This window comes from Halomonas sp. ALS9, assembly GCF_001651035.1.
Taxonomy (GTDB): Bacteria; Pseudomonadota; Gammaproteobacteria; order Pseudomonadales; family Halomonadaceae; genus Vreelandella.
Map to the genome: position 1 here is coordinate 474,099 of NZ_LXRG01000054.1, position 19,928 is coordinate 494,026.

A 19,928-nucleotide genomic window follows, 5' to 3' on the forward strand; every position below is an offset into this window, starting at 1 on the left:
GGCGGCAACTTGCCGCCAACCGGTTCTACACATCACTTGCGATTGCTATCTGAACCAAGCTCAGCCTGGAGATTAGTTTTGCACCAATTTGCACTGGCTTTCCGATAGCGGGCGGTAGGCTTCTTCGGCGGGAATGGTGCTGAGGATTTCGTAAAGATCCCACTCACCGGTGGAATCTTCTGGCGTTTTTACCTGAGCTAGGTACATGTCGTGAATCATGCGGCCGTCTTCACGAATAGTGCCGTTGCGGGCAAAGAAGTCTTCAATCGGCATTTCGGCCATTTGTGCGCGCACAGTTTCTGGGTCGTCAGTGCCCGCCGCTTCAACGGCTTTCAGGTAGTGCATAGTGCTGGAGTAAATGCCCGCTTGAACCATCGTCGGCATGCGGCCTACTTCATCAAAGTAGCGCTGCGCCCACTCGCGGGACTGTTCATCCATATCCCAGTACCAGCCGGTGGTAAGCAACAGCCCTTGGGTGGCTTCTAACCCGAGTGCGTGTACGTCATTCAAGAAAATCAGTAGGCCCGCTAGCTGCTGGCCAGACTGGGTAATACCAAACTGGCTGGCGGTAGTAATGGCATTGACGGTGTCAGCGCCAGCGTTGGCAAGACCAATAATTTTCGCACCGGAACCTTGCGCCTGGAGAATGTAAGAGGAGAAGTCGTTCGTGGGGAACGGATGACGTACGCCGCCGACAATTTCACCGCCGCTTTCTTCCACAACTTTGGTTACATCACCCTCCAGTGCATGGCCAAAGGCGTAGTCAGCGGTCAACATAAACCACGTATCACCGCCCTGCTCTACAACGGCCTTGGCAGTACCATTAGCCAGTGGGTAGGTGTCGTATACCCAGTGAATATGGTTAGGGGTGCAGTGCTCGTTGGTAATGCTAGACGCCGCAGAGCCGGAGACGATGCCCAGACCGTTGTTCTCTTCCAGCACTTTGGTAACGGCAATGGACACAGAAGACGCCACCAGGCCGCCGACCATATCGACGTTATCCTGGTCGATCCAACCACGTACCGTGTTCGCGCCTACGTCAGCGCTGTTACGATCGTCAGCACTGGAAATAACAATGGGCGCACCGTTGACGCTGCCGCCAAAATCGGCCACCGCCATCTCCATGGCGGTTAAGCCGCCTGGGCCTGCAAGGTCGCGATAAGTGCCGGACATATCGGCCAGGTAGCCAATACGCACTTCACCATCGCTCATATCCGCCTGGGCGGTGGACACAGCGAGGCTTGAAGCTGCCGCGACGGCGATGCTGGCAGCCAGCGTTTTTTTCATAAAGGTCATGTTCGTCTCCTGGCCCTGGGGGCCTTGTTGTTGTGCAGCTGTTGTATAATTGTTGAGCTGTTGTATCGTTGTTGAGCTGTTGTGTTACGAGGTGCGAATTGCAGTGTTAAGTGGTCATATTGTTATTTTGTGAACAGAGTCGTGCTGGTATTAAAAGCGTTTAAACAAGGAGCGAGTCGAAGGTAGTCAGTGCGTTATACCCCCAGCATTGAGTTGAGATGTTCCCGCCGCGATGGCAACTGCGCGGCGCTGATTTCTTCGACAATCTGACCGTGATCCATCACGAAGTGGCGATCCGCCAGCGGCGCCGCAAAGCGGAAATTCTGCTCCACCAGCACAATGGTCATACCGCGCTCTTTAAGCTGAACCAGCACTTCGGCCAGCTTCTGCACGATCACTGGCGCCAGGCCTTCGGTTATTTCATCCAGTAGCAGCATGCGTGCCCCGGTGCGCAGAATGCGCGCCATGGCCAGCATCTGCTGTTCGCCACCGGAAAGCCGCGTGCCCTGGCTTCTACGCCGCTCATACAGATTAGGAAACATGGCGTAGATTTCATCGAGGCTCATGCCACCTGAGCGAACTGTTGGCGGCAACAGAAGATTTTCGTGGACATCCAAACTGGCAAAAATGCCGCGCTCTTCTGGGCAGTAACCAATCCCTAAACGCGGAATATGGTGAGGCTTCATATGCAACGTTTCATTGCCGTTAATCACAATCGAGCCAGTGCGCCGCCCCACCATATTCATAATCGATTTCAGCGTGGTGCTTCGCCCGGCGCCGTTGCGTCCTAACAGCGTCACCAGCTCGCCGCGCTTCACATCAAAATTAACGCCGTGCAGGATATGCGACTCGCCATAAAAGGCGTGCAGATCCTGAACACGCAACATTTCTAGGCTTTGAACATTATCGATAGGCGCCTGCGCTTCAGCGGTATTCATACGGCAGCTCCCTCTTTTTCAGAACCATCCTCTTCCGCGGCGTCGCTGCCCATATAGGCTTCACGTACCAGTGGGTTACGAGAGACAGCCTGGTAATCACCCTCGGCCAAAACAGCGCCTCGTGCCAATACGGTAATGCGATCACACAGACGGCTAACCACGCTTAAGTTATGCTCTACCATTAATACCGTGCGCCCTTGGGACACGCGCTTAATCAGCGCCACGATACGATCCACATCTTCCGCCCCCATGCCCTGAGTCGGCTCATCCAGCAACATCATGGTAGGGTCAAGCGCCAACGTAGTGGCCAGCTCAAGGGCTCTTTTACGCCCATAGGGCATCTCTACCGTTAAGGTATCGGCGTATTCACGCAGCCCAACTTCTTCAAGCAGCTCAAGGGCGCGCTCATTGAGGTGATCGAGGGATTTTTCGGATTTCCAGAAATGAAACGAAGTGCCCAGCTTGCGCTGGAGTGCTACCCGCACGTTTTCCAGCGCTGTCATATGGGCGAACACCGCTGAAATCTGAAACGAACGCACTAAGCCTAACTGAGCAATTTCATTGGATTTCTTACCCGTGATCGACTTGCCACGATACAAAATATCGCCCCGGGTAGGCGGCAGAAATTTGGTTAACAAATTGAATACGGTGGTTTTACCCGCGCCATTGGGCCCTATCAAGGCGTGTATATGTCCTTCCTGCACCTGAAGATTGACGTCGTCCACAGCGGTAAACCCGCGGAACTCTTTGGTTAGCCCTCGGGTTTCGAGGACAGGTCCCTGAAGGACATCGTTTGCACTCATAGAGTGGCAAGCCTCTTATTGTTGTTGTGCGAAATCTTTACAGGTAAGCAATAGCGACTGACGCTGCCTTACCTGAACGTAAGGTGTATGTGCAAACTAGCAACTCTCGCTATGGCAATACAATTACAACTTTGGTCTATCGACGAGATCTCCTTACCTAAACAAACAACTTAAAATCATAAATATCAATTACTTAAATATATTCAACGCTTTTAAACTGCTGACAATAATTGCTTTACGTTAACGTAAACTTGTTTTAGCCTCAGTAGCAGTGTTCCATAGAAGGTATATCTTAGGAATGATCCTTAGGAATGATTGTTAACAACATGCCTTTTGAGAGAACGTCGCCATGAGCAGAACCTACTCGATTAGCGAACTGGCCAGCGAGTTTGACTTGACTACCCGCAGCATACGTTTTTACGAAGACCAGGAGTTGCTTCATCCCACTCGTCGCGGGCAGACCCGGGTCTACAGCAGCAAGGACAGGGTGCGTCTCAAGCTGACGATTCGTGGCAAGCGACTGGGTTTTTCTCTGGCTGAGATTCGTGAACTATTCGAGTTATGGGACGAAACCCGCAGCGGCAGTAAAAAACAACTGCATTTAATGCTGAGCAAAATAGCTGAGCGTCGTGCAGTACTTGACCAGCAGATGAAAGACATCACGATGGTGCAACTAGAGCTGGAGAGCGCCGAAATTCGCTGCCGACAAGCATTAGAAGAGCTAAATGAAAAAGGGCCACACGAAAAACAATACGAAGAGGAGCGCTCGGGTACTTCTGATGGCTCTTCCGAAAAAAATGCGACCTCCTCTTCCGCCACCATGCACTGACTCGGCGCCCAGTCATCCATAACGCCAGCTCGACTCGCCAATACAGTTAGCCAGCATAAATAGCCAATATAAATAATTAGCGATAGGTAATTGACCATGTTTTCACACTACTCAGAACTGAACTTCGGCCTCGATGATGAACTGAACATGCTGCGTGAGCAGGTCAACGCCTTTGCCGCCAGCGAGATTGCCCCCCGCGCTGCTGAAATCGACCGCAACAATGAGTTCCCCAACGATTTGTGGAAGAAGTTTGGCGATATGGGGCTGCTGGGGATTACCGTCTCCGAAGAAGATGGTGGCAGCGGCATGGGCTATCTTGCCCATTGCATTGCCATGGAAGAGATTTCCCGGGCCAGCGCGTCGGTGGCGCTCTCTTACGGTGCCCACTCCAACCTGTGCGTCAACCAGCTCAAGATCAACGCCACGCCTGAGCAGAAAGCCAAGTACCTGCCCAAGCTAATTAGCGGCGACCATGTGGGTGCTTTGGCGATGTCGGAACCCGGTGCCGGGTCTGATGTAGTCTCCATGCAACTTCGTGCTAAGCGAGACGGTGACCACTACATTCTTAACGGCAATAAAATGTGGATCACCAACGGCCCCGACGCAGATGTGTTGGTGGTCTATGCCAAGACCGACCCCGACGCCGGCTCTAAGGGCATCACGGCGTTTATTATCGAAAAAGGTATGCCCGGTTTCTCGACTGCTCAGAAGCTCGACAAGCTCGGCATGCGTGGTTCCAACACCTGTGAGCTGGTATTCCAGGACTGCGCTGTACCCGCTGAGAATATTCTCGGTGAAGAAGGCAAAGGTGTTCGTGTACTGATGAGCGGCCTGGACTACGAACGCGCCGTATTAGCCGCTGGCCCGATTGGGATTATGCAGGCAGCGATGGACGTGGTGATGCCCTATATCCATGAGCGCAAGCAGTTCAACCAGTCGATTGGTGAGTTTCAACTGGTGCAGGGCAAAGTGGCGGATATGTACACCACTCTCAATGCCTGTCGTGCCTATCTTTATGCCGTGGCGGGTGCCTGCGATCGCGGCCAAACTTCCCGGAAAGACGCCGCGGGCGTGATTCTTTACTGCGCGGAAAAAGCCACCCAAGTGGCGCTAGACTCCATCCAGCTACTGGGTGGCAACGGCTATATCAACGAATACCCCACTGGTCGCCTGCTGCGTGACGCCAAACTGTATGAAATTGGCGCGGGAACCAGCGAGATTCGGCGAATGCTGATTGGTCGCGAACTGTTCACTGAAACCAAATAAAAGGCCGCGCCATGAGCACTGTGAATAGCCAGATCAATCCGCGCAGCGATGTGTTTCAAGCCAACGAAGCGTCCATGCTGGGTGAAGTCAATAAACTGCGTGAGCTAACCGCCGCCGTCGCCCAAGGGGGCGGTGCCAAAGCCCGCGAGCGCCACGAAAGCCGTGGGAAACTGTTTGTGCGTGACCGCATTGATCACCTGATCGATGAAGGGTCGCCATTTTTAGAATTTTCAGCCCTAGCAGCCCATAACATTTACGACAGTGAAATCCCCGCCGCGGGCGTGGTGACCGGCATTGGCCGGGTGTCCGGCGTTGAGTGTGTGATTGTGGCTAACGACGCCACAGTAAAAGGCGGCACCTACTTCCCGCTCACGGTGAAAAAGCACATTCGTGCTCAAGAGATCGCCCGTAAACATCGCCTGCCGTGCATCTATCTCGTAGACTCCGGCGGTGCCTTCTTGCCCCGCCAAGATGAAGTATTCCCCGACCGCGACCACTTCGGGCGCATCTTCTATAACCAGGCGACCATGTCCGCCGAGGGCATTCCACAAATTGCCGTGGTGATGGGTTCCTGCACCGCGGGCGGCGCTTATGTGCCAGCCATGGCGGATGAGTCGATCATTGTTAAGGAGCAGGGCACGATTTTCCTCGGTGGCCCGCCGTTGGTAAAAGCCGCCACCGGTGAAAGCATTAGCGCCGAAGACCTGGGCGGTGCGGATGTTCACGCCAAAATCAGCGGTGTCGCCGACCACTACGCGGAAAACGATGCCCACGCGCTGCAACTTGCCCGTGCCTGTGTATCCCGGCTGAACTGGCAAAAGCGCGGCAAGCTTGCCATGCAGGCACCCAAGCCACCCAAGCTCGACCCGGCTGAGCTATACGGCATCGTCGGCACCGACCTTAAAAAGCCTTACGACGTGCGGGAAGTGATTGGCCGTATTGTCGATGACTCAGATTTCGACGAATTCAAACGCTACTACGGCGAAACACTAGTCACTGGCTTTGCCCACATCCACGGCTACCCGGTAGGTATTGTGGCCAACAACGGCGTGCTGTTTTCCGAGAGCGCCGTGAAAGGCGCGCACTTTATTGAGCTGTGCGCCCAGCGCAAGATTCCGCTGATCTTTCTGCAGAACATTACCGGCTTTATGGTCGGTTCCAAGTACGAACACGAAGGCATTGCCAAGCACGGCGCCAAACTGGTGACTGCCGTGGCCTGCGCCAAAGTGCCCAAGTACACGGTACTGATAGGTGGTAGTTTCGGTGCTGGCAACTACGGGATGTGCGGCCGGGCTTATGATCCCAACCTGCTGTTTATGTGGCCCAACGCGCGCATTTCCGTGATGGGTGGCGAGCAGGCAGCAGGGGTGCTTGGACAAGTCAAACGCGAGCAGCATGAACGCGAAGGCCGCGAGTGGAGCAAAGAGGAAGAAGAGGCCTTTAAGCAGCCCACCCGCGAGCAGTATGAGCACCAGGGCCACCCCTATTACGCCAGCGCCCGCTTATGGGACGACGGCGTGATTGACCCGCTGCAAACCCGCGACGTGCTGGGGCTTTCACTCGCCGCCGCGATGAATGCCGAAGTCGAAGAGACACGCTTCGGCGTGTTCCGGATGTAAGGGGCAATCACCATGGCTTACTCAACACTCATCATAGACAATGGCGTGGCTCGCCTGACCTTAAACCGACCCGAGGTGCATAACGCCTTTGACGATAGCTTAATCGCCGAACTGAATGAACACCTCAACAAGTTGCATACCCTTGCTGAAGCTGGCGAAGTTCGCGCGGTAGTACTGGGGTCAGAAGGCAAAAGCTTTTCAGCCGGTGCCGACCTGAACTGGATGAAGCGCATGGTCGATTACGACCTGGAGGATAACCTCGCGGACTCCCGCAAACTTGCCGCATTGATGCATGGGCTCGATACCCTGCCCTGCCCCACGCTTTGCCGTGTTCAAGGGGCTGCGTTTGGCGGCGCGGTAGGTCTCGCCGCCTGCTGTGATCTGGTGATTGCCTCTGATAAAGCTAAGTTCTGCCTCTCGGAAGTCAAAATCGGTCTATCACCCGCGGTCATCAGTCCTTACGTTCAGCGTGCCCTGGGCGAGCGCCAAATGCGGCGTTATGCACTAACTGCCGAAGTGATGAATGCCGAATCAGCGCTCGCGCTCGGTTTAGCCCATCAGGTGGTTGAGCACGAAGCGTTAGACAGCGCCGTCGACGCCATGCTGACAACGCTATTAGCAGGCTCGCCCCAGGCCCAACGCGCTACCAAAGCGCTGATGGCCGCAGTGGCTCAAGCGCCCGACAGTGACGCCACCCGCGAGCATACCTGTCAGGTGATCGCCAAGCTGCGGGTCAGCCAAGAGGGTCAAGAGGGCTTATCCAGCTTCTTTGAAAAGCGCCGCCCGGTTTGGACGTCACCTGAAGAACACAATAACGCTGCGGAGCCACGCTCATGACGTTTACCCCAACCAAATTTGACACTTTGCTGGTCGCCAACCGTGGCGAAATTGCCTGCCGGGTGATGCGCACGGCGCGCCGTATGGGCCTGAAAACCGTCGCGGTCTACTCCGATGCCGATGCCAGCGCCCGCCACGTGCGTGAAGCCGATGAAGCTGTGCGCTTAGGCCCTGCCGCTGCGCGCGAAAGCTATCTCAATATTGACGCAGTGATTGACGCCGCCAAGCGCACCGTCACCGATGCGATTCACCCTGGCTACGGCTTTTTGTCTGAAAACGGCAGCTTCGTAAAAGCCCTTGAAGAAGCGGGCATTACCTTTATCGGCCCGCCCGCTTCGGCGATTGCCGCCATGGGTGACAAATCCGCTGCTAAAGCCCGCATGGCCAATGCGGGGGTACCGCTAGTACCGGGCTATCACGGCGACGATCAAGACGACGCCCTGCTCCGCAATGAAGCCGACAAGATCGGCTACCCGGTCATGCTCAAAGCCAGCGCGGGCGGCGGCGGTAAAGGCATGCGCGTTGTCGAATCAGGCGATGGTTTCCAGGCAGCGCTAGATGGCTGCCGCCGTGAGTCCAAAGCCGCCTTCGGCGATGACCGTATGCTGATCGAAAAGTACCTGGTACAGCCACGCCATGTGGAAGTGCAGGTATTTTGCGATCGCCACGGCAACGGCGTTTATCTGTTTGAGCGCGACTGTAGCGTGCAGCGCCGCCATCAGAAAGTGATCGAAGAAGCCCCAGCGCCGGGTATGACGGCAGAGCTGCGCAGCGCCATGGGCGATGCTGCGGTTCGCGCGGCCCAGGAGATCGGCTATGTGGGTGCGGGCACCGTCGAGTTTCTTTTAGACATTGATGGTTCGTTCTATTTTATGGAGATGAACACTCGTCTTCAGGTTGAACACCCGGTCACCGAAATGATTACCGGCCAGGATCTGGTCGAGTGGCAGCTACGCGTGGCCATGGGCGAACCACTACCCTGCTCTCAAGATGAGCTAACGATTACCGGCCATAGCTTTGAAGCGCGCATTTACGCAGAAGATCCGGATCAGGATTTCCTGCCCGCCACCGGCTTGCTTAACCGCTTTGCTCTGGATCTGGAGGGTGCGGGCTTAAGTGCTGATCAAGTGCGCCTGGACAGCGGCGTGGAGAGCGGCGACGAAGTATCGATGCACTACGACCCGATGCTTGCCAAACTGATTGTGCACGGCCCCGACCGCGATGCAGCGCTGGCAACCCTTAACCGCGCCTTGGCGGCGTTAGATGTTCAGGGCGTCGTGACCAACCGCGCCTTCTTGATGCGCCTGGCGACTCATCCCGGCTTTAAAAACGTCGAACTAGACACCCGCTTTATCGAACGCAATGAAGCCACGCTGTTTGCGCCGCGAACCTATAGCATGGAGGCCTACGCCAGCGCGGCGCTGATTGGCCTCAATCAACTGGCCCAGGAGTGCGAAAGCGACTCGCCCTGGGATCGCCACGACGGCTTCCGTCTCAATGCTCCCCACACCATTCGCATCGCGCTGTGTGACCCAGCCGACGTAAAAGCCGCTGATAGCGATGAGGCGGTAGTGATCGTGGAAGGTAAGCGCAACGCTGGCGAGAAGCTATGGAATCTAACCATTGGTAATGACACCTTAACCGCAAGCCTTCAACCGCTGACCGGCGATGCAGTTGCTGTCACCCTGAATGGCCACCGTCGCCGCCTGCAAGCGCGCCGCGATGGTCATGTCGTCGTTATGGCTGACCCCAGCGGCGAAACCCGCCTGTTCTGGCGGCGCATTGATGCCATTGATCACGGCCACCACGAGGCGGAGTCTACCCTCACTGCCCCCATGAACGGCACCGTGGTTGCTTTGCTAGTGGAGCCCGGCGTGGCGGTTGAAAAAGGCATGCCGCTGATGGTGATGGAAGCGATGAAAATGGAGCACACCATGACCGCCCCCGCGGATGGCAGCGTTGACACCTTCCATTTCCAAGCTGGCGACACCGTCAGCCAGGGCGCTGTGCTGCTCGACTTTGCGGCCAACGACGCTGCGGCTAACAAATAGGAGTCTCTGCTTATGCCATTGCCTACCTCCGTTAAGCTATTTGAAATGGCACCCCGGGACGGCCTGCAAAACGAGCCGGGGGCTATCGTGCCCACCGCGACCAAAATTGCCCTGATTGAGCGGCTTGCCAAGGCGGGTATTAAGCATATCGAAGCCGCCAGCTTTGTATCGCCCAAATGGGTGCCGCAAATGGGCGACGCCGTTGAGGTGATGGCAGGCATCAAGCGCCAGCAAGAGGTGGTCTATTCCGCCCTAACGCCCAATTTGAAAGGGCTGGAAAACGCCCTAACCGTAGGTGTTGAAGAGGTGGCAGTGTTTGGTGCCGCGTCAGAAGCCTTCTCGCAAAAAAACATCAACTGCTCAATTGCCGAATCGCTCACTCGTTTTGAACCCGTTTTAGAGCGCGCCCGCGAGGCAGGTGTGCGCGTACGCGGCTACGTCTCCTGCGTATTGGGCTGCCCTTATGAAGGCGAGATTGATCCCAACAAAGTCGCCGAGGTAGCCAAAGCGCTTTATGAAATGGGCTGCTACGAAGTGTCACTGGGCGACACCATCGGCGTTGGCACGCCGTTGGCCGCCAAGCGTATGATTGACGCCGTTCAGCAGCAGGTACCCATCGAATTTCTGGCCGCTCACTTCCACGACACCTACGGCATGGCGCTGGCCAACTTATATGCGGTAATGGAAGAAGGCGTCAGTGTGATTGATGCGGCAACCGCAGGCCTGGGCGGCTGCCCCTATGCCAAAGGCGCTTCCGGCAATGTGGCCACTGAAGACGTGCTCTATCTACTTGAGGGGCTAGGCATTGAAACGGGTATCGATCTACAGGCCGTGATCGACACCGGCTACTGGATCACTAACGAGCTGGGCCGCAAGCCAAGCGCCAAAGTCGCCCTGGCAAAAGGCCCTAGCCATTAAAACTAGCCATTAAAACTAGACGTTATTAATAGAACAATAAAAGCAGCCAACTATCCTCTGCCTTACCGCTCGGACAAAAAAAATATCGGAGAGTCTCAACATGGCATCATCTGCTCTTACCCACCCCAGCTACTCCAGTAGCATGGCGGACAAACCGCTGCTAGGTATGACCATTGGCGATAAGTTCGACCAAATCGCCGCGCAGTATGCTGATAACGACGCGCTGATTGTTGTGCATCAGAACATCCACTGGAGCTATCGCAAGCTCCAGGAAGAGGTTAACCGCTGCGCCCGCGCCCTGCTCTCCATTGGTGTTAACAAAGGCGACCGGGTGGCCATTTGGGCGCCCAACTGCAGCGAGTGGACGCTCACTCAGTTTGCTACTGCTAAAATTGGCGCGATTCTGGTCAATATTAACCCTTCCTATCGCACCCATGAGCTGGAATACGCGCTGAACCAATCCGGCGCCCGTTTTATGGTGACTGCGAACAGCTTTAAAAGCTCCGATTACAGCGGCATGCTGTATGAGCTCGCGCCCGAATTAAACGCTTGCAAAGAAGGCGAACTGAAATCACAAAAGCTGCCTGACCTTGAGTGCATTATTAATTTAAGCAATGACAAACTCAGCGGTATGTGGCGTTGGTCTGACCTAATGGAAGAAGCCAACAAGGTTAGCCAAACCGACGTTAACGACCTCCAGGCAACCCTGCAGTTCGACGACGCCATCAATATCCAGTACACCTCTGGCACTACCGGCTTCCCCAAAGGGGCAACGCTCTCCCACCACAACATTCTCAACAACGGCTTTTTTGTGGCGGAAAGCATGGGCTTTACCAGCGAAGACCGCCTGGTGATTCCGGTGCCGCTTTACCACTGTTTTGGCATGGTGATGGGTAACTTGGGCTGCATGACTCACGGTGCCACCATGATCTACCCGGATGAAGGCTTTGACCCTGGCAAAGTACTCAAGGCAGTTCACGAACAGAAAGCCACTGCGCTATACGGCGTGCCCACCATGTTTATCGCCGAGTTGGATCACCCTGACTTTCCCAGCACCGACCTCTCGTCACTGCGCACCGGCATTATGGCGGGCTCCATCTGCCCCGCGGAGATCATGAAGCAGGTCATCAATAAGATGAACATGAAAGGCGTGCAGATCGCCTACGGCATGACCGAAACCAGCCCGGTCTCTACCCAAACCGGCGCCAACGACAGCATCGAGAAGCGCGTTTCCACCGTGGGCCGCACCCAGCCTCACTTAGAGAACAAAATTGTCGACCCCGGCAACGGCGGTATTCTCCCCCGCGGTGAAATCGGCGAGCTATGTACCCGCGGCTACAGCGTCATGCTGAAGTACTGGAACAACGACAAAGCCACCGCGGAAGCCATCGACGAAGCGGGCTGGATGCACACTGGCGACTTGGCCACCATGGATGAAGAGGGTTATATCCAGATTGTCGGCCGCATCAAAGACATGGTCATTCGCGGCGGTGAGAACGTCTATCCCAAAGAAATAGAGGAGTTTCTTTACGCCCACCCAGCGATCTCAGAGGTACAGGTTACCGGCGTGCCAGATAAGAAGTACGGTGAAGAGCTGATCGCCTGGGTAAAACTCAACAGCACTGCGGGTGAAGTGACCGGCGAAGCGCTGCGCGAGTACTGCAAAGGCAAGATCACCCACTTCAAAATTCCACGCTACTTCAAGTTCGTCGACGAATTCCCGATGACCGTCACTGGCAAGATTCAGAAATTCAAAATGCGCGAAATTTCCATTCAAGAGCTGGGTTTGGATAAAGAGTCATAGGCGATGACGTCTCCCAATCCGTTAGCGGATCACTATCAGCGCGCCCTGCGCGCTGATGAGGTACTGGCGCAGATTGATAGCCACTACCCCGCTGGCCCCACCCTGCATCAATTAGCCCCTCTGGATCAGCTGCATATTGGTGGCGTGGCAGCCTCCGCGAGACTACTTCAAAGGCTCAACCCTGACACTCACAGCAAGGTACTGGATATCGGTGCTGGACTGGGCGGATTGATGCGGCAGGGTGCTTCGCTGGGGTTCCAGATAACCGGACTGGATATCACTCATGGTTTCAGTGCACTGAACAAAGCGCTGAGCTTACGGGTTAACCAACCTGACTCGTTACCACTCACCTGGGTAACCGGTAACGCCAGCACCCTGCCTTTTGCCGATAACAGCTTTGATGCCGTGCTCTTTCAGCACAGTCTGCTCAATATGCCCGATGCCGCCAAGGTAATCGCAGAAAGCCGCAGAGTTCTGCGCCCTGGCGGACAGCTAGTGATGCATGAGGTAATCAGCGGCCCCAATGTGGCACACCTTCGCTACCCGGTGCCTTGGGCAGCCTCTTCCGAACACTCTCATCTAATGTCTAGTGTGGAGCTGACTTGTTTGCTGGAAAAGGGCGGCTTTCAGCTTGAACATGAGGAAGACTGGAGCAAAATTGCCTTGGAGTGGCGCCAGCGTCAGCGGCAAAAAGAGCAGACGCCACGTCAGGCGGTGCTGTCTCCCCAGTGGGTTTTCGGCGAGCGTTTTATCACCATGGGTAAAAATTTAGTCGACAACCTAGCCGAGGGCGCAATTAAAGTGGTGGAAATCCAAGCTAGTTGCTAATCTGAATAGGATAGTTTTTCTCCCTACCCATGGGTACATGACGTTGTATATAAGGTACGAAAGATATTAGGTATAAAATATACTGTTATAAAACATGGGTACAAAACATATGAGTATAAAACAATAGGTGTACGAAACATGCCAATTAAACGCTTGGCAAGCACCCTGCTCTGTTGCTCCGTTCCTTGGTTTAGCAGCTACGCCGACGACACTCCGCCGGTAATGGCCTATACCGCACCCAATAGTGAACTGATGAAGCTTGATAACGGCGTCATTTTGGAAGGCAGCGACCTTCAAAGCCTTGATAACTATACCAGCGGTTTTCGAGTAACCGCAGGCTTCAGTCCCTGGCGTCTGCCTCAATTGGATATCGGCGCTGAAATCGCCTACCGGGAAAGCGAAGAAATCGCCGCCTCTTCCAGCATTAATCCGCTGATTATGGATACTCTGAGCTTAGGCGGTGCCATTGTTGCCGGTGTTCGCATGGGCGCCTTTAGCGTCTATGCAAAGTCCGGCATCACTGAGTGGCGTGGCGAAAGCGACCTGGAAGGCGCCGACGAAAGCGGCACCGCGATGCTGCAAGGTTTCGGCGCCACGGTCACGATTAATCGATTCGTCAGTCGCCTGGAGTACGAACGCATCGACGCCCCCACCCTCAGCCATCTCAATATGTTAAGCGCCTCCTTGCATCTGCCGTTCTGACGCCACCCTTTTAACAAATTAAACTTTGATTTTTCTGGTTGCTACTCAATTTGTAAGCCATGGATTAAAATTTTGTAAGAGATCTCTTACAAGCGTGTAAGACATTGACGCTTCATGCCTTCAAGGGGTTGCCCTCTGCCGCTGGCTCGCTATCCTAACTCGTTCTCATTTAGCAGATAACGATTCAAGGAGCGGAGCGATGGCGGATAAAACGGGCCTGCAATTTACCCTGACCCTTCCCGGGGCCGATGACACCGCCGTGGTACGTTTCACCCATCGTGAAGCCCTCTCTGAGCCGTTTACCCTCTCCGTGGACTTTGCCAGCCGCACCCATACCCTGTCGCCCAGCGACTGTTTGGATCAGGAAGCCACCCTGTCCATTTGGCAGGACGGCGAGCCGCTGCGCCGCGTGCATGGGGTGGTCGCTGCGCTGCATCGAGGCGACCGCGGACACCGGCGCAGCTTTTATCGGGTGGAGATTCGCCCGGCCCTGTGGCGCCTATCGCTACGCCACAACTCGCGCATCTTTCAAGACACCTCGCCGTACGATGCCATCACTACCTTAGCCAATGAACGCAGCCTCACCGATATCAGGTTTGCCACTACCCGCACGCCCTTGGATCGGGAGTATTTGGTGCAGTACCGGGAGACCGACCTGGCCTTTATCGAGCGCGTGGCCGCCGAAGAGGGCTGTTTCTATTTCCATGAGTTTGAAAATGCCGAGGGCGGTAAACACTCGTTAGTGTTTGCCGACGCCACGGTGGTATTGCCCAGTGTGGGCGAGCGCACTTACCACGGCCGCGCCGGGGGCACCCCGCCCCGACGTCATATACGTAAACTCCGCCAGGTCAGCCGGGTACGCCCCGCCTCGGCGATGCTTAAAGACTACACCTTTAAGAACCCGCCCTACGCGCAGCTTCATGAGCACCTGGCCCCCAACCTGGGTGAGCACGCCCAGCGGGAAGATTACGAACACTTCGATTACCCCGGGCGTTATAAAAAGGATGCCTCCGGCAAGCCGTTTACCCGCCACCGCTTAGAGTCCCTGCGCGCTGACGCCCTCACCGCCGAGGCGGAAAGTGACCTTCCTGAACTTGCCCCTGGCCTTTGTTTTACCCTCGCCGACCACGATATCGACAGCCTTAACCAGGCGTGGCAGGTGGTAGCCGTGGTGCACCACGGCGAGCAGCCCCAGGCATTGGAAGAGGACGGCATGGCCCGGGGTGGCAATGGGGCGCTGAGTCGTGGGGCACTGTCGGATGCGTCAGGCGAGCAGATGACCCGCTACCATAACGAGCTGGTCATCATGCCCAAGGATCAGACCTTCCGCCCGGTGCCTAATCCCAAGCCGCGCGTGGATGGCCCCCAGGTGGCCTTTGTGGTCGGGCCGGAGGGCGAAGAGATCTACTGCGATGAACACAGCCGGGTCAAGGTGCAATTTCCCTGGGATCGCTACGCCGAACCCAACGAGACGGCGAGCTGTTGGGTGCGAGTGGCCCAGGGCTGGGCAGGCGGTGGCTACGGCAGCATGGCGATCCCGCGGATCGGCCATGAGGTGATAATCTCACACTTGGAGGCTGACCCGGACCAGCCGCTGATCACCGGGCGTACCTATCATGCGGTAAATACCCCGCCCTACCCGCTGCCGGAACACAAGACCCGCACGGTGATCCGCACCCAGAGCCATAAGTCCGTCGGCTTTAACGAACTGCGTTTTGAGGACGCCACCGGTGAGGAGCAGATCTGGCTGCACGCCCAGAAAGATCTGGAGCTGCTGACCCTCAACGACCGCACCGAGGAGATCCGCCGGGACAGCCACCTCAAGCTGCATCGCAACCGCTTGAGCGAGATCCATAACGACGATCACCTTACCGTGCACGGGAAACGCTACACCCAGATCAAGGGCGATGACCACCTTCAGATCGATCAAACCCGCCATGAGGTGTACGGCGAGTCCCAATTGGTGGAGACCGGCCGCGAGCTGCACCACAAGGCGGGCAGCCAAATTGTGTTGGAAGCAGGCAGCGAGATCACCTTCAAAGCCGGCGGCAGCTTTATCAAGCTCGACCCCGGCGGTGTGACCATTGTGGGCCCTCAGGTCAAGATCAACTCCGGCGGTAGCCCCGGGCGTGGCCAGGGCCACGCCATTGTGCTGCCCCGCTTGCCCGGGGAAGCCGAGCCCGAGGAGAGCGAGGACGTTACCCTCGACCCGCACCAGACCCCGCTACTCAGCAGCGATATCACCGCCGCCACCCCGTTGGCGCTGGATGATATCGATATTACCGATGGCCTGGCCGATGACTGCAGCGCCTGCCAACCGGCAGTGGGCAGCCCGGTCAACCCGCTCTTGGGGGCCAAACTGCTGCCTGCGGAGACCGATTTTGCGCTCCCCGCGCCCCGGCCGTTTGTGTTTAGCCGTGGCTATCTCTCCAGCAACGAACAAATAGGTGCTCTGGGTCAGGGCTGGTCACTCCCCGGCGAGTCCCTGGCCATTACCCTCAACGACGACGCCTGTATTGTTCATGATGCCCAGGGCCGTGCGATTACCTTTGGCGCACTGGCCCCCGGTCAGGCGCGCTTCTCGCCTACCGAGCAACTGTGGATTCGTCGTGGGGGTGCCTCAACCGCTGAAGAGAGTAACACGCCTCGCTGGCAAGCCCTGGATGAGACGTTGCGCAGTGATCCTGAGCGTATCGTGTTAAGCGATGCCAGCGGGCTTTACTACGTGTTTGCTAACCCAGTGTCTGCCAGCCCCGGCGATACTTCTGCAAGCAACAGCCCTAAAGGCGATACCGCTGCTCGCTGGCCCTTGATCGAAGAGCGCGACCGCAACGGCTATACCACCCAGTACCGCTGGGAAGGTGACCAGTTAGTGCGGGTCATCGACAGCGCCCAGCGCCACTACCAGCTGGTCTACGATAGCCTGTTACCTGCCATGCAGGGCGATAGCGGGCAGCGCTTGACCGGCGTCAAGCTGGTGCAGGCACACGATGGTGAGTCAGCGGACGAATGGTTGGTACGCTATTCGTTTAGTTCCGCTGGTGACCTGATTGCGGTGCGCCACCGCCACGGCGAGGTGGTGCGCGAGTTTGAGTGGCAGGCGCATATGCTCACCGCCCACCGGGTACCTGGGGGCATGGAAGCCCACTACACCTGGGATCGCCACGCCCCGGATGGCCGCGTGGTCGGCCAGCAGGAAGCCGGTGGGTTGGCGCGCTCTTATACCTATCACGTGGATCACACCCTGGTCACCGACAGCCTGGGCCGGGAGGAGCGCTACCACTTTGTGGGCAGCGGCCCCGGCCGCCGCTGGACGGCTCATACCCGCGCCGACGGTTCGCGGATCGAGTTTCGCTATGATCGTGCGGGTCTCAAGGTAGCGACGGTGGATCCCCTGGGCCACGAGACGCTGATTGAACGCGATGACCACGTCCAAGTGATTGCGCAGACGAGCCCAGACGGCACGCGCTGGGCGATTGAGCGGGATGCGCTCGGGCAGCCGGTGAGCATCGAAGGCCCCGAGAATCAGCGCTGGCAGATCACCCGTAACGAGCGCGGCCACCCGCTGGAGGTCACTGGGCCCGAAGGCACCACCGCTTTTGCCTATGACAATGAGCAGTTACCTGACCGCCCTACCACCGTCACCGATGCCGCGGGTGCTACCCATCAGCGCGAGTGGAACGCCCTGGGTCAAGCCACCGCCCAGATCGACTGCTCCCAGCAGCGTACCGAGTACGCCTACGACCGCCACGGCTACCTGGCCAGCGTCACCAACGCCCTAGGGGAGACCACCCGCACCCAGCACGACAAGATGGGCCGACGCGTCGCCACCCAGCTCCCCGACGGACTCTACTGGCACCACCATGTGGACTCTCTAGGGCGCTTGGTGGAGCTGGAAGGCCCACAAGGGTTTAGGCAGCAGTTCTTCTTTGATGACCACGGCCGCCCGGTGCAGCGCATTGAGGCCGATGGCAGTCAGCAGTTTACCGCTTACGATGACATTGGCCGCTTGAACGAGCTGACCCTGGGCAACGGCGCCGTCTACCGTTTTGCTTATGACGACATGGATCGCTTAGCCAGCGAGACTGGCCCCGATGGCCGCGAGCAGCAGTACCGCTACGATGATGCTGGGCAACTGATCGAACGTATTGAGACCAACCGAACAGGCCCCGACGGCCAGCCGCTGGTGACCCGTTACGACTATGACGAAGCCGGCCGCCTCACCGCCCGGCACCTGCCCGCCACGGAACACGCCCCGGCCAGCACGGAGCAGTACCAGTGGGGCAGCAATGGGCAACTGGTTAGCGTTACCAACGATCATGGCGAAGTGACCTTCAGCTACGACGAAGCCCAGCGTTTAATCGGCGAACAGCAGCAACATGCGGGCCTAGCAGGTGAGAGTGGCTGGCAGTGGCAACACCAGCACAGCCTCACCGCCACCGGCGCGCCCGAAACCAGCCAGTTCGGCGACCTACCGGCGCTCAACTGGCACACCTATGGCAGCGGCCACCTGCACGGCCTAAGCGCCCCCGGCCTTGATCTTGAGATCGCACTCGAACCCGACGCCCTGCACCGGGAGACCCAGCGCCGCCTGAGCACCAGCGCCAATGCGCACAATCAACCGCTGGTGCTGGAACGGGGCTATACCCACCTCGGCCAGCTGGATCACCTCACTCTACGCAGCCCGGACACCACCAGCCAACAGAGCTACCAATACGACGCCCTGGGCCGGATGAGCTTCCGCAGCCTGGAAGGTGACCCCGCTTCCAAAGTCATCGCCTACAGCTACGACGCCGCCGGGCGCTTGATCGGCAGCCAGCACGGCGATAATGCCCACCGCTACTCGGTGGATGCGGCGGGCAATCGGTTAGCGGCACCATCAACAGAGAACCCAACGCCGAACACCACCAACCAGCTGGCTCAACTCAACGGCACCCGCTATCGTTACGACGGCGCTGGCAACCTGATCGAACGCCAACAGCCCAACGGCGAACGCTTAACCCTAGGCTACGACGGCGCCAATCGTCTAGTACATCTCACTCACGCCAGTGAGCTGGGCTACACCCGCGACGCCACCTACCGCTACGATGGCCTGGGAAGACGCATCAGCAAAACCGTGCGCCACCCCAACGGTACCACCGCCACCACCCACTACGGCTGGGACGGAGACCGCATCGTACGCGAAGAAACGGACAATCAGCGCACTACCGTGGTGTATGAGCCGGGGAGTTTTGTGCCCATGCTCAGAATCGACGACACCCAACAGGGCCAGTTAGTCAGCGCCTATATCACCGACGCCCTGGGCACACCGATGCAGTTGGTCACCCCCAACGGCCAACCCCGCTGGCTCGCCGAACCCGACGACTGGGCAGCGGTGAAAAATCAACGCGCCGTGCGTAACGTCACCCAACCGATCCGCTTCCAGGGCCAGTGGCACGACGAAGAGAGTGGGCTCTATTACAACCGCCACCGCTATTATGACCCGCAGCAGGGTAGGTACATCAGCCAGGATCCGATAGGGCTCAACGGCGGCACGAATTTATATGGGTATGTGGCAAACCCAATTAGTTTCATCGATCCAAAAGGATTAAAAACAGAAGTTATTATATTTGAAGGGGTCGGATGGGGTGGATCATCATTCGGTCATGTTGCTACCAGCATTAATGGCACTAATTACTCATGGGGGACAGATGGCATGGCCATTATGCCTCACCAACAATATATGGAAAGAAACGATTTCAGGAATGCCAAAGGATACACTCTTAATCTGTCACCACATCAGGAGGCTCAGCTTGAGAATAGACTTAGGTGGCAACAAGGAAAAGGTAGTTATGGTGCACTTGGTTTCAACTGCACTGATCCTTTAGAGAGGGGGTTAGAGGATTTAGGATATGACTTGGGAATAAATATAACTCCAGGCTCGTTATATGAATCCATTTCAGAAGTTGGCTTGATAGAGAGCGGAACTTTTTATAGCAGAAATCCTAACTCTCCAGATCCCGGCCGATTCGAGAGTGCGCCATGGGCAGGTTGGTAA

The 19,928-nt window shown here is 56.9% G+C and carries 13 protein-coding genes and 1 pseudogene; 11 read left to right on the forward strand and 3 right to left on the reverse strand.

All coding sequences use genetic code 11. The features are described 5' to 3' along the window. Nucleotides 1–72 precede the first annotated feature (72 nt). The 3 genes from A6R74_RS03790 to A6R74_RS03800 all read right to left on the reverse strand — a co-directional run bounded on the left by A6R74_RS03790 (nt 73) and on the right by A6R74_RS03800 (nt 3,037). Nucleotides 73–1,296, reverse strand: a complete 1,224-nt coding sequence (locus A6R74_RS03790) for an ABC transporter substrate-binding protein (protein WP_064233113.1) — start codon at nt 1,294–1,296, stop codon at nt 73–75. A gap of 194 nt (nt 1,297–1,490) precedes the next feature. Continuing rightward, nucleotides 1,491–2,234, reverse strand: a complete 744-nt coding sequence (locus A6R74_RS03795; protein ID WP_064233114.1) for an ABC transporter ATP-binding protein — start codon at nt 2,232–2,234, stop codon at nt 1,491–1,493. Beyond that, nucleotides 2,231–3,037: an ABC transporter ATP-binding protein gene (locus A6R74_RS03800; protein ID WP_064233115.1), complete on the reverse strand. Its 807-nt coding sequence runs from the start codon at nt 3,035–3,037 to the stop codon at nt 2,231–2,233. Before A6R74_RS03800 ends, A6R74_RS03795 begins: the two co-directional genes overlap by 4 nt. A 349-nt stretch (nt 3,038–3,386) precedes the next feature. On the opposite strand from A6R74_RS03800, the gene A6R74_RS03805 reads away from it, so the two are divergent. The 11 genes and pseudogenes from A6R74_RS03805 (at nt 3,387) to A6R74_RS23020 (ending at nt 19,928) form a co-directional block, all read left to right on the forward strand. Beyond that, nucleotides 3,387–3,866 (forward strand): MerR family transcriptional regulator, encoded by a 480-nt coding sequence (locus A6R74_RS03805; protein ID WP_064233116.1) that lies wholly within the window; start codon nt 3,387–3,389, stop codon nt 3,864–3,866. Nucleotides 3,867–3,962: 96 nt separating this feature from the next. Further along, complete coding sequence (locus A6R74_RS03810) at nt 3,963–5,132, forward strand: isovaleryl-CoA dehydrogenase (RefSeq protein ID WP_064233117.1); 1,170 nt, start codon at nt 3,963–3,965, stop codon at nt 5,130–5,132. 11 nt (nt 5,133–5,143) lie between these two features. Continuing rightward, nucleotides 5,144–6,751 (forward strand): carboxyl transferase domain-containing protein, encoded by a 1,608-nt coding sequence (locus A6R74_RS03815; protein ID WP_064233118.1) that lies wholly within the window; start codon nt 5,144–5,146, stop codon nt 6,749–6,751. A gap of 12 nt (nt 6,752–6,763) precedes the next feature. After that, nucleotides 6,764–7,588 (forward strand): enoyl-CoA hydratase/isomerase family protein, encoded by an 825-nt coding sequence (locus A6R74_RS03820; protein ID WP_064233119.1) that lies wholly within the window; start codon nt 6,764–6,766, stop codon nt 7,586–7,588. Then, nucleotides 7,585–9,639 carry an acetyl/propionyl/methylcrotonyl-CoA carboxylase subunit alpha gene (locus A6R74_RS03825; RefSeq protein ID WP_064233120.1) on the forward strand — a complete coding sequence of 685 codons (2,055 nt, stop codon included), beginning with the start codon at nt 7,585–7,587 and terminating at the stop codon, nt 9,637–9,639. The genes A6R74_RS03820 and A6R74_RS03825 overlap by 4 nt, the downstream gene beginning before the upstream one ends. Before the next feature lie 12 nt (nt 9,640–9,651). After that, a complete protein-coding gene (locus tag A6R74_RS03830; RefSeq protein WP_064233121.1) occupies nt 9,652–10,557 on the forward strand; it encodes a hydroxymethylglutaryl-CoA lyase in 906 nt (301 codons plus the stop codon). 100 nt (nt 10,558–10,657) lie between these two features. Next, nucleotides 10,658–12,361: an AMP-binding protein gene (locus A6R74_RS03835; protein WP_064233122.1), complete on the forward strand. Its 1,704-nt coding sequence runs from the start codon at nt 10,658–10,660 to the stop codon at nt 12,359–12,361. Between the two features lie 3 nt (nt 12,362–12,364). After that, nucleotides 12,365–13,189 carry a class I SAM-dependent methyltransferase gene (locus tag A6R74_RS03840; protein WP_064233123.1) on the forward strand — a complete coding sequence of 275 codons (825 nt, stop codon included), beginning with the start codon at nt 12,365–12,367 and terminating at the stop codon, nt 13,187–13,189. Between the two features lie 138 nt (nt 13,190–13,327). Further along, nucleotides 13,328–13,891 carry a hypothetical protein gene (locus tag A6R74_RS03845; protein WP_064233124.1) on the forward strand — a complete coding sequence of 188 codons (564 nt, stop codon included), beginning with the start codon at nt 13,328–13,330 and terminating at the stop codon, nt 13,889–13,891. A gap of 199 nt (nt 13,892–14,090) precedes the next feature. After that, nucleotides 14,091–16,091 (forward strand): annotated as a pseudogene (locus A6R74_RS23015) (type VI secretion system Vgr family protein); the annotation flags it as partial. Between the two features lie 123 nt (nt 16,092–16,214). Beyond that, complete coding sequence (locus tag A6R74_RS23020; protein WP_240488161.1) at nt 16,215–19,928, forward strand: RHS repeat-associated core domain-containing protein; 3,714 nt, start codon at nt 16,215–16,217, stop codon at nt 19,926–19,928.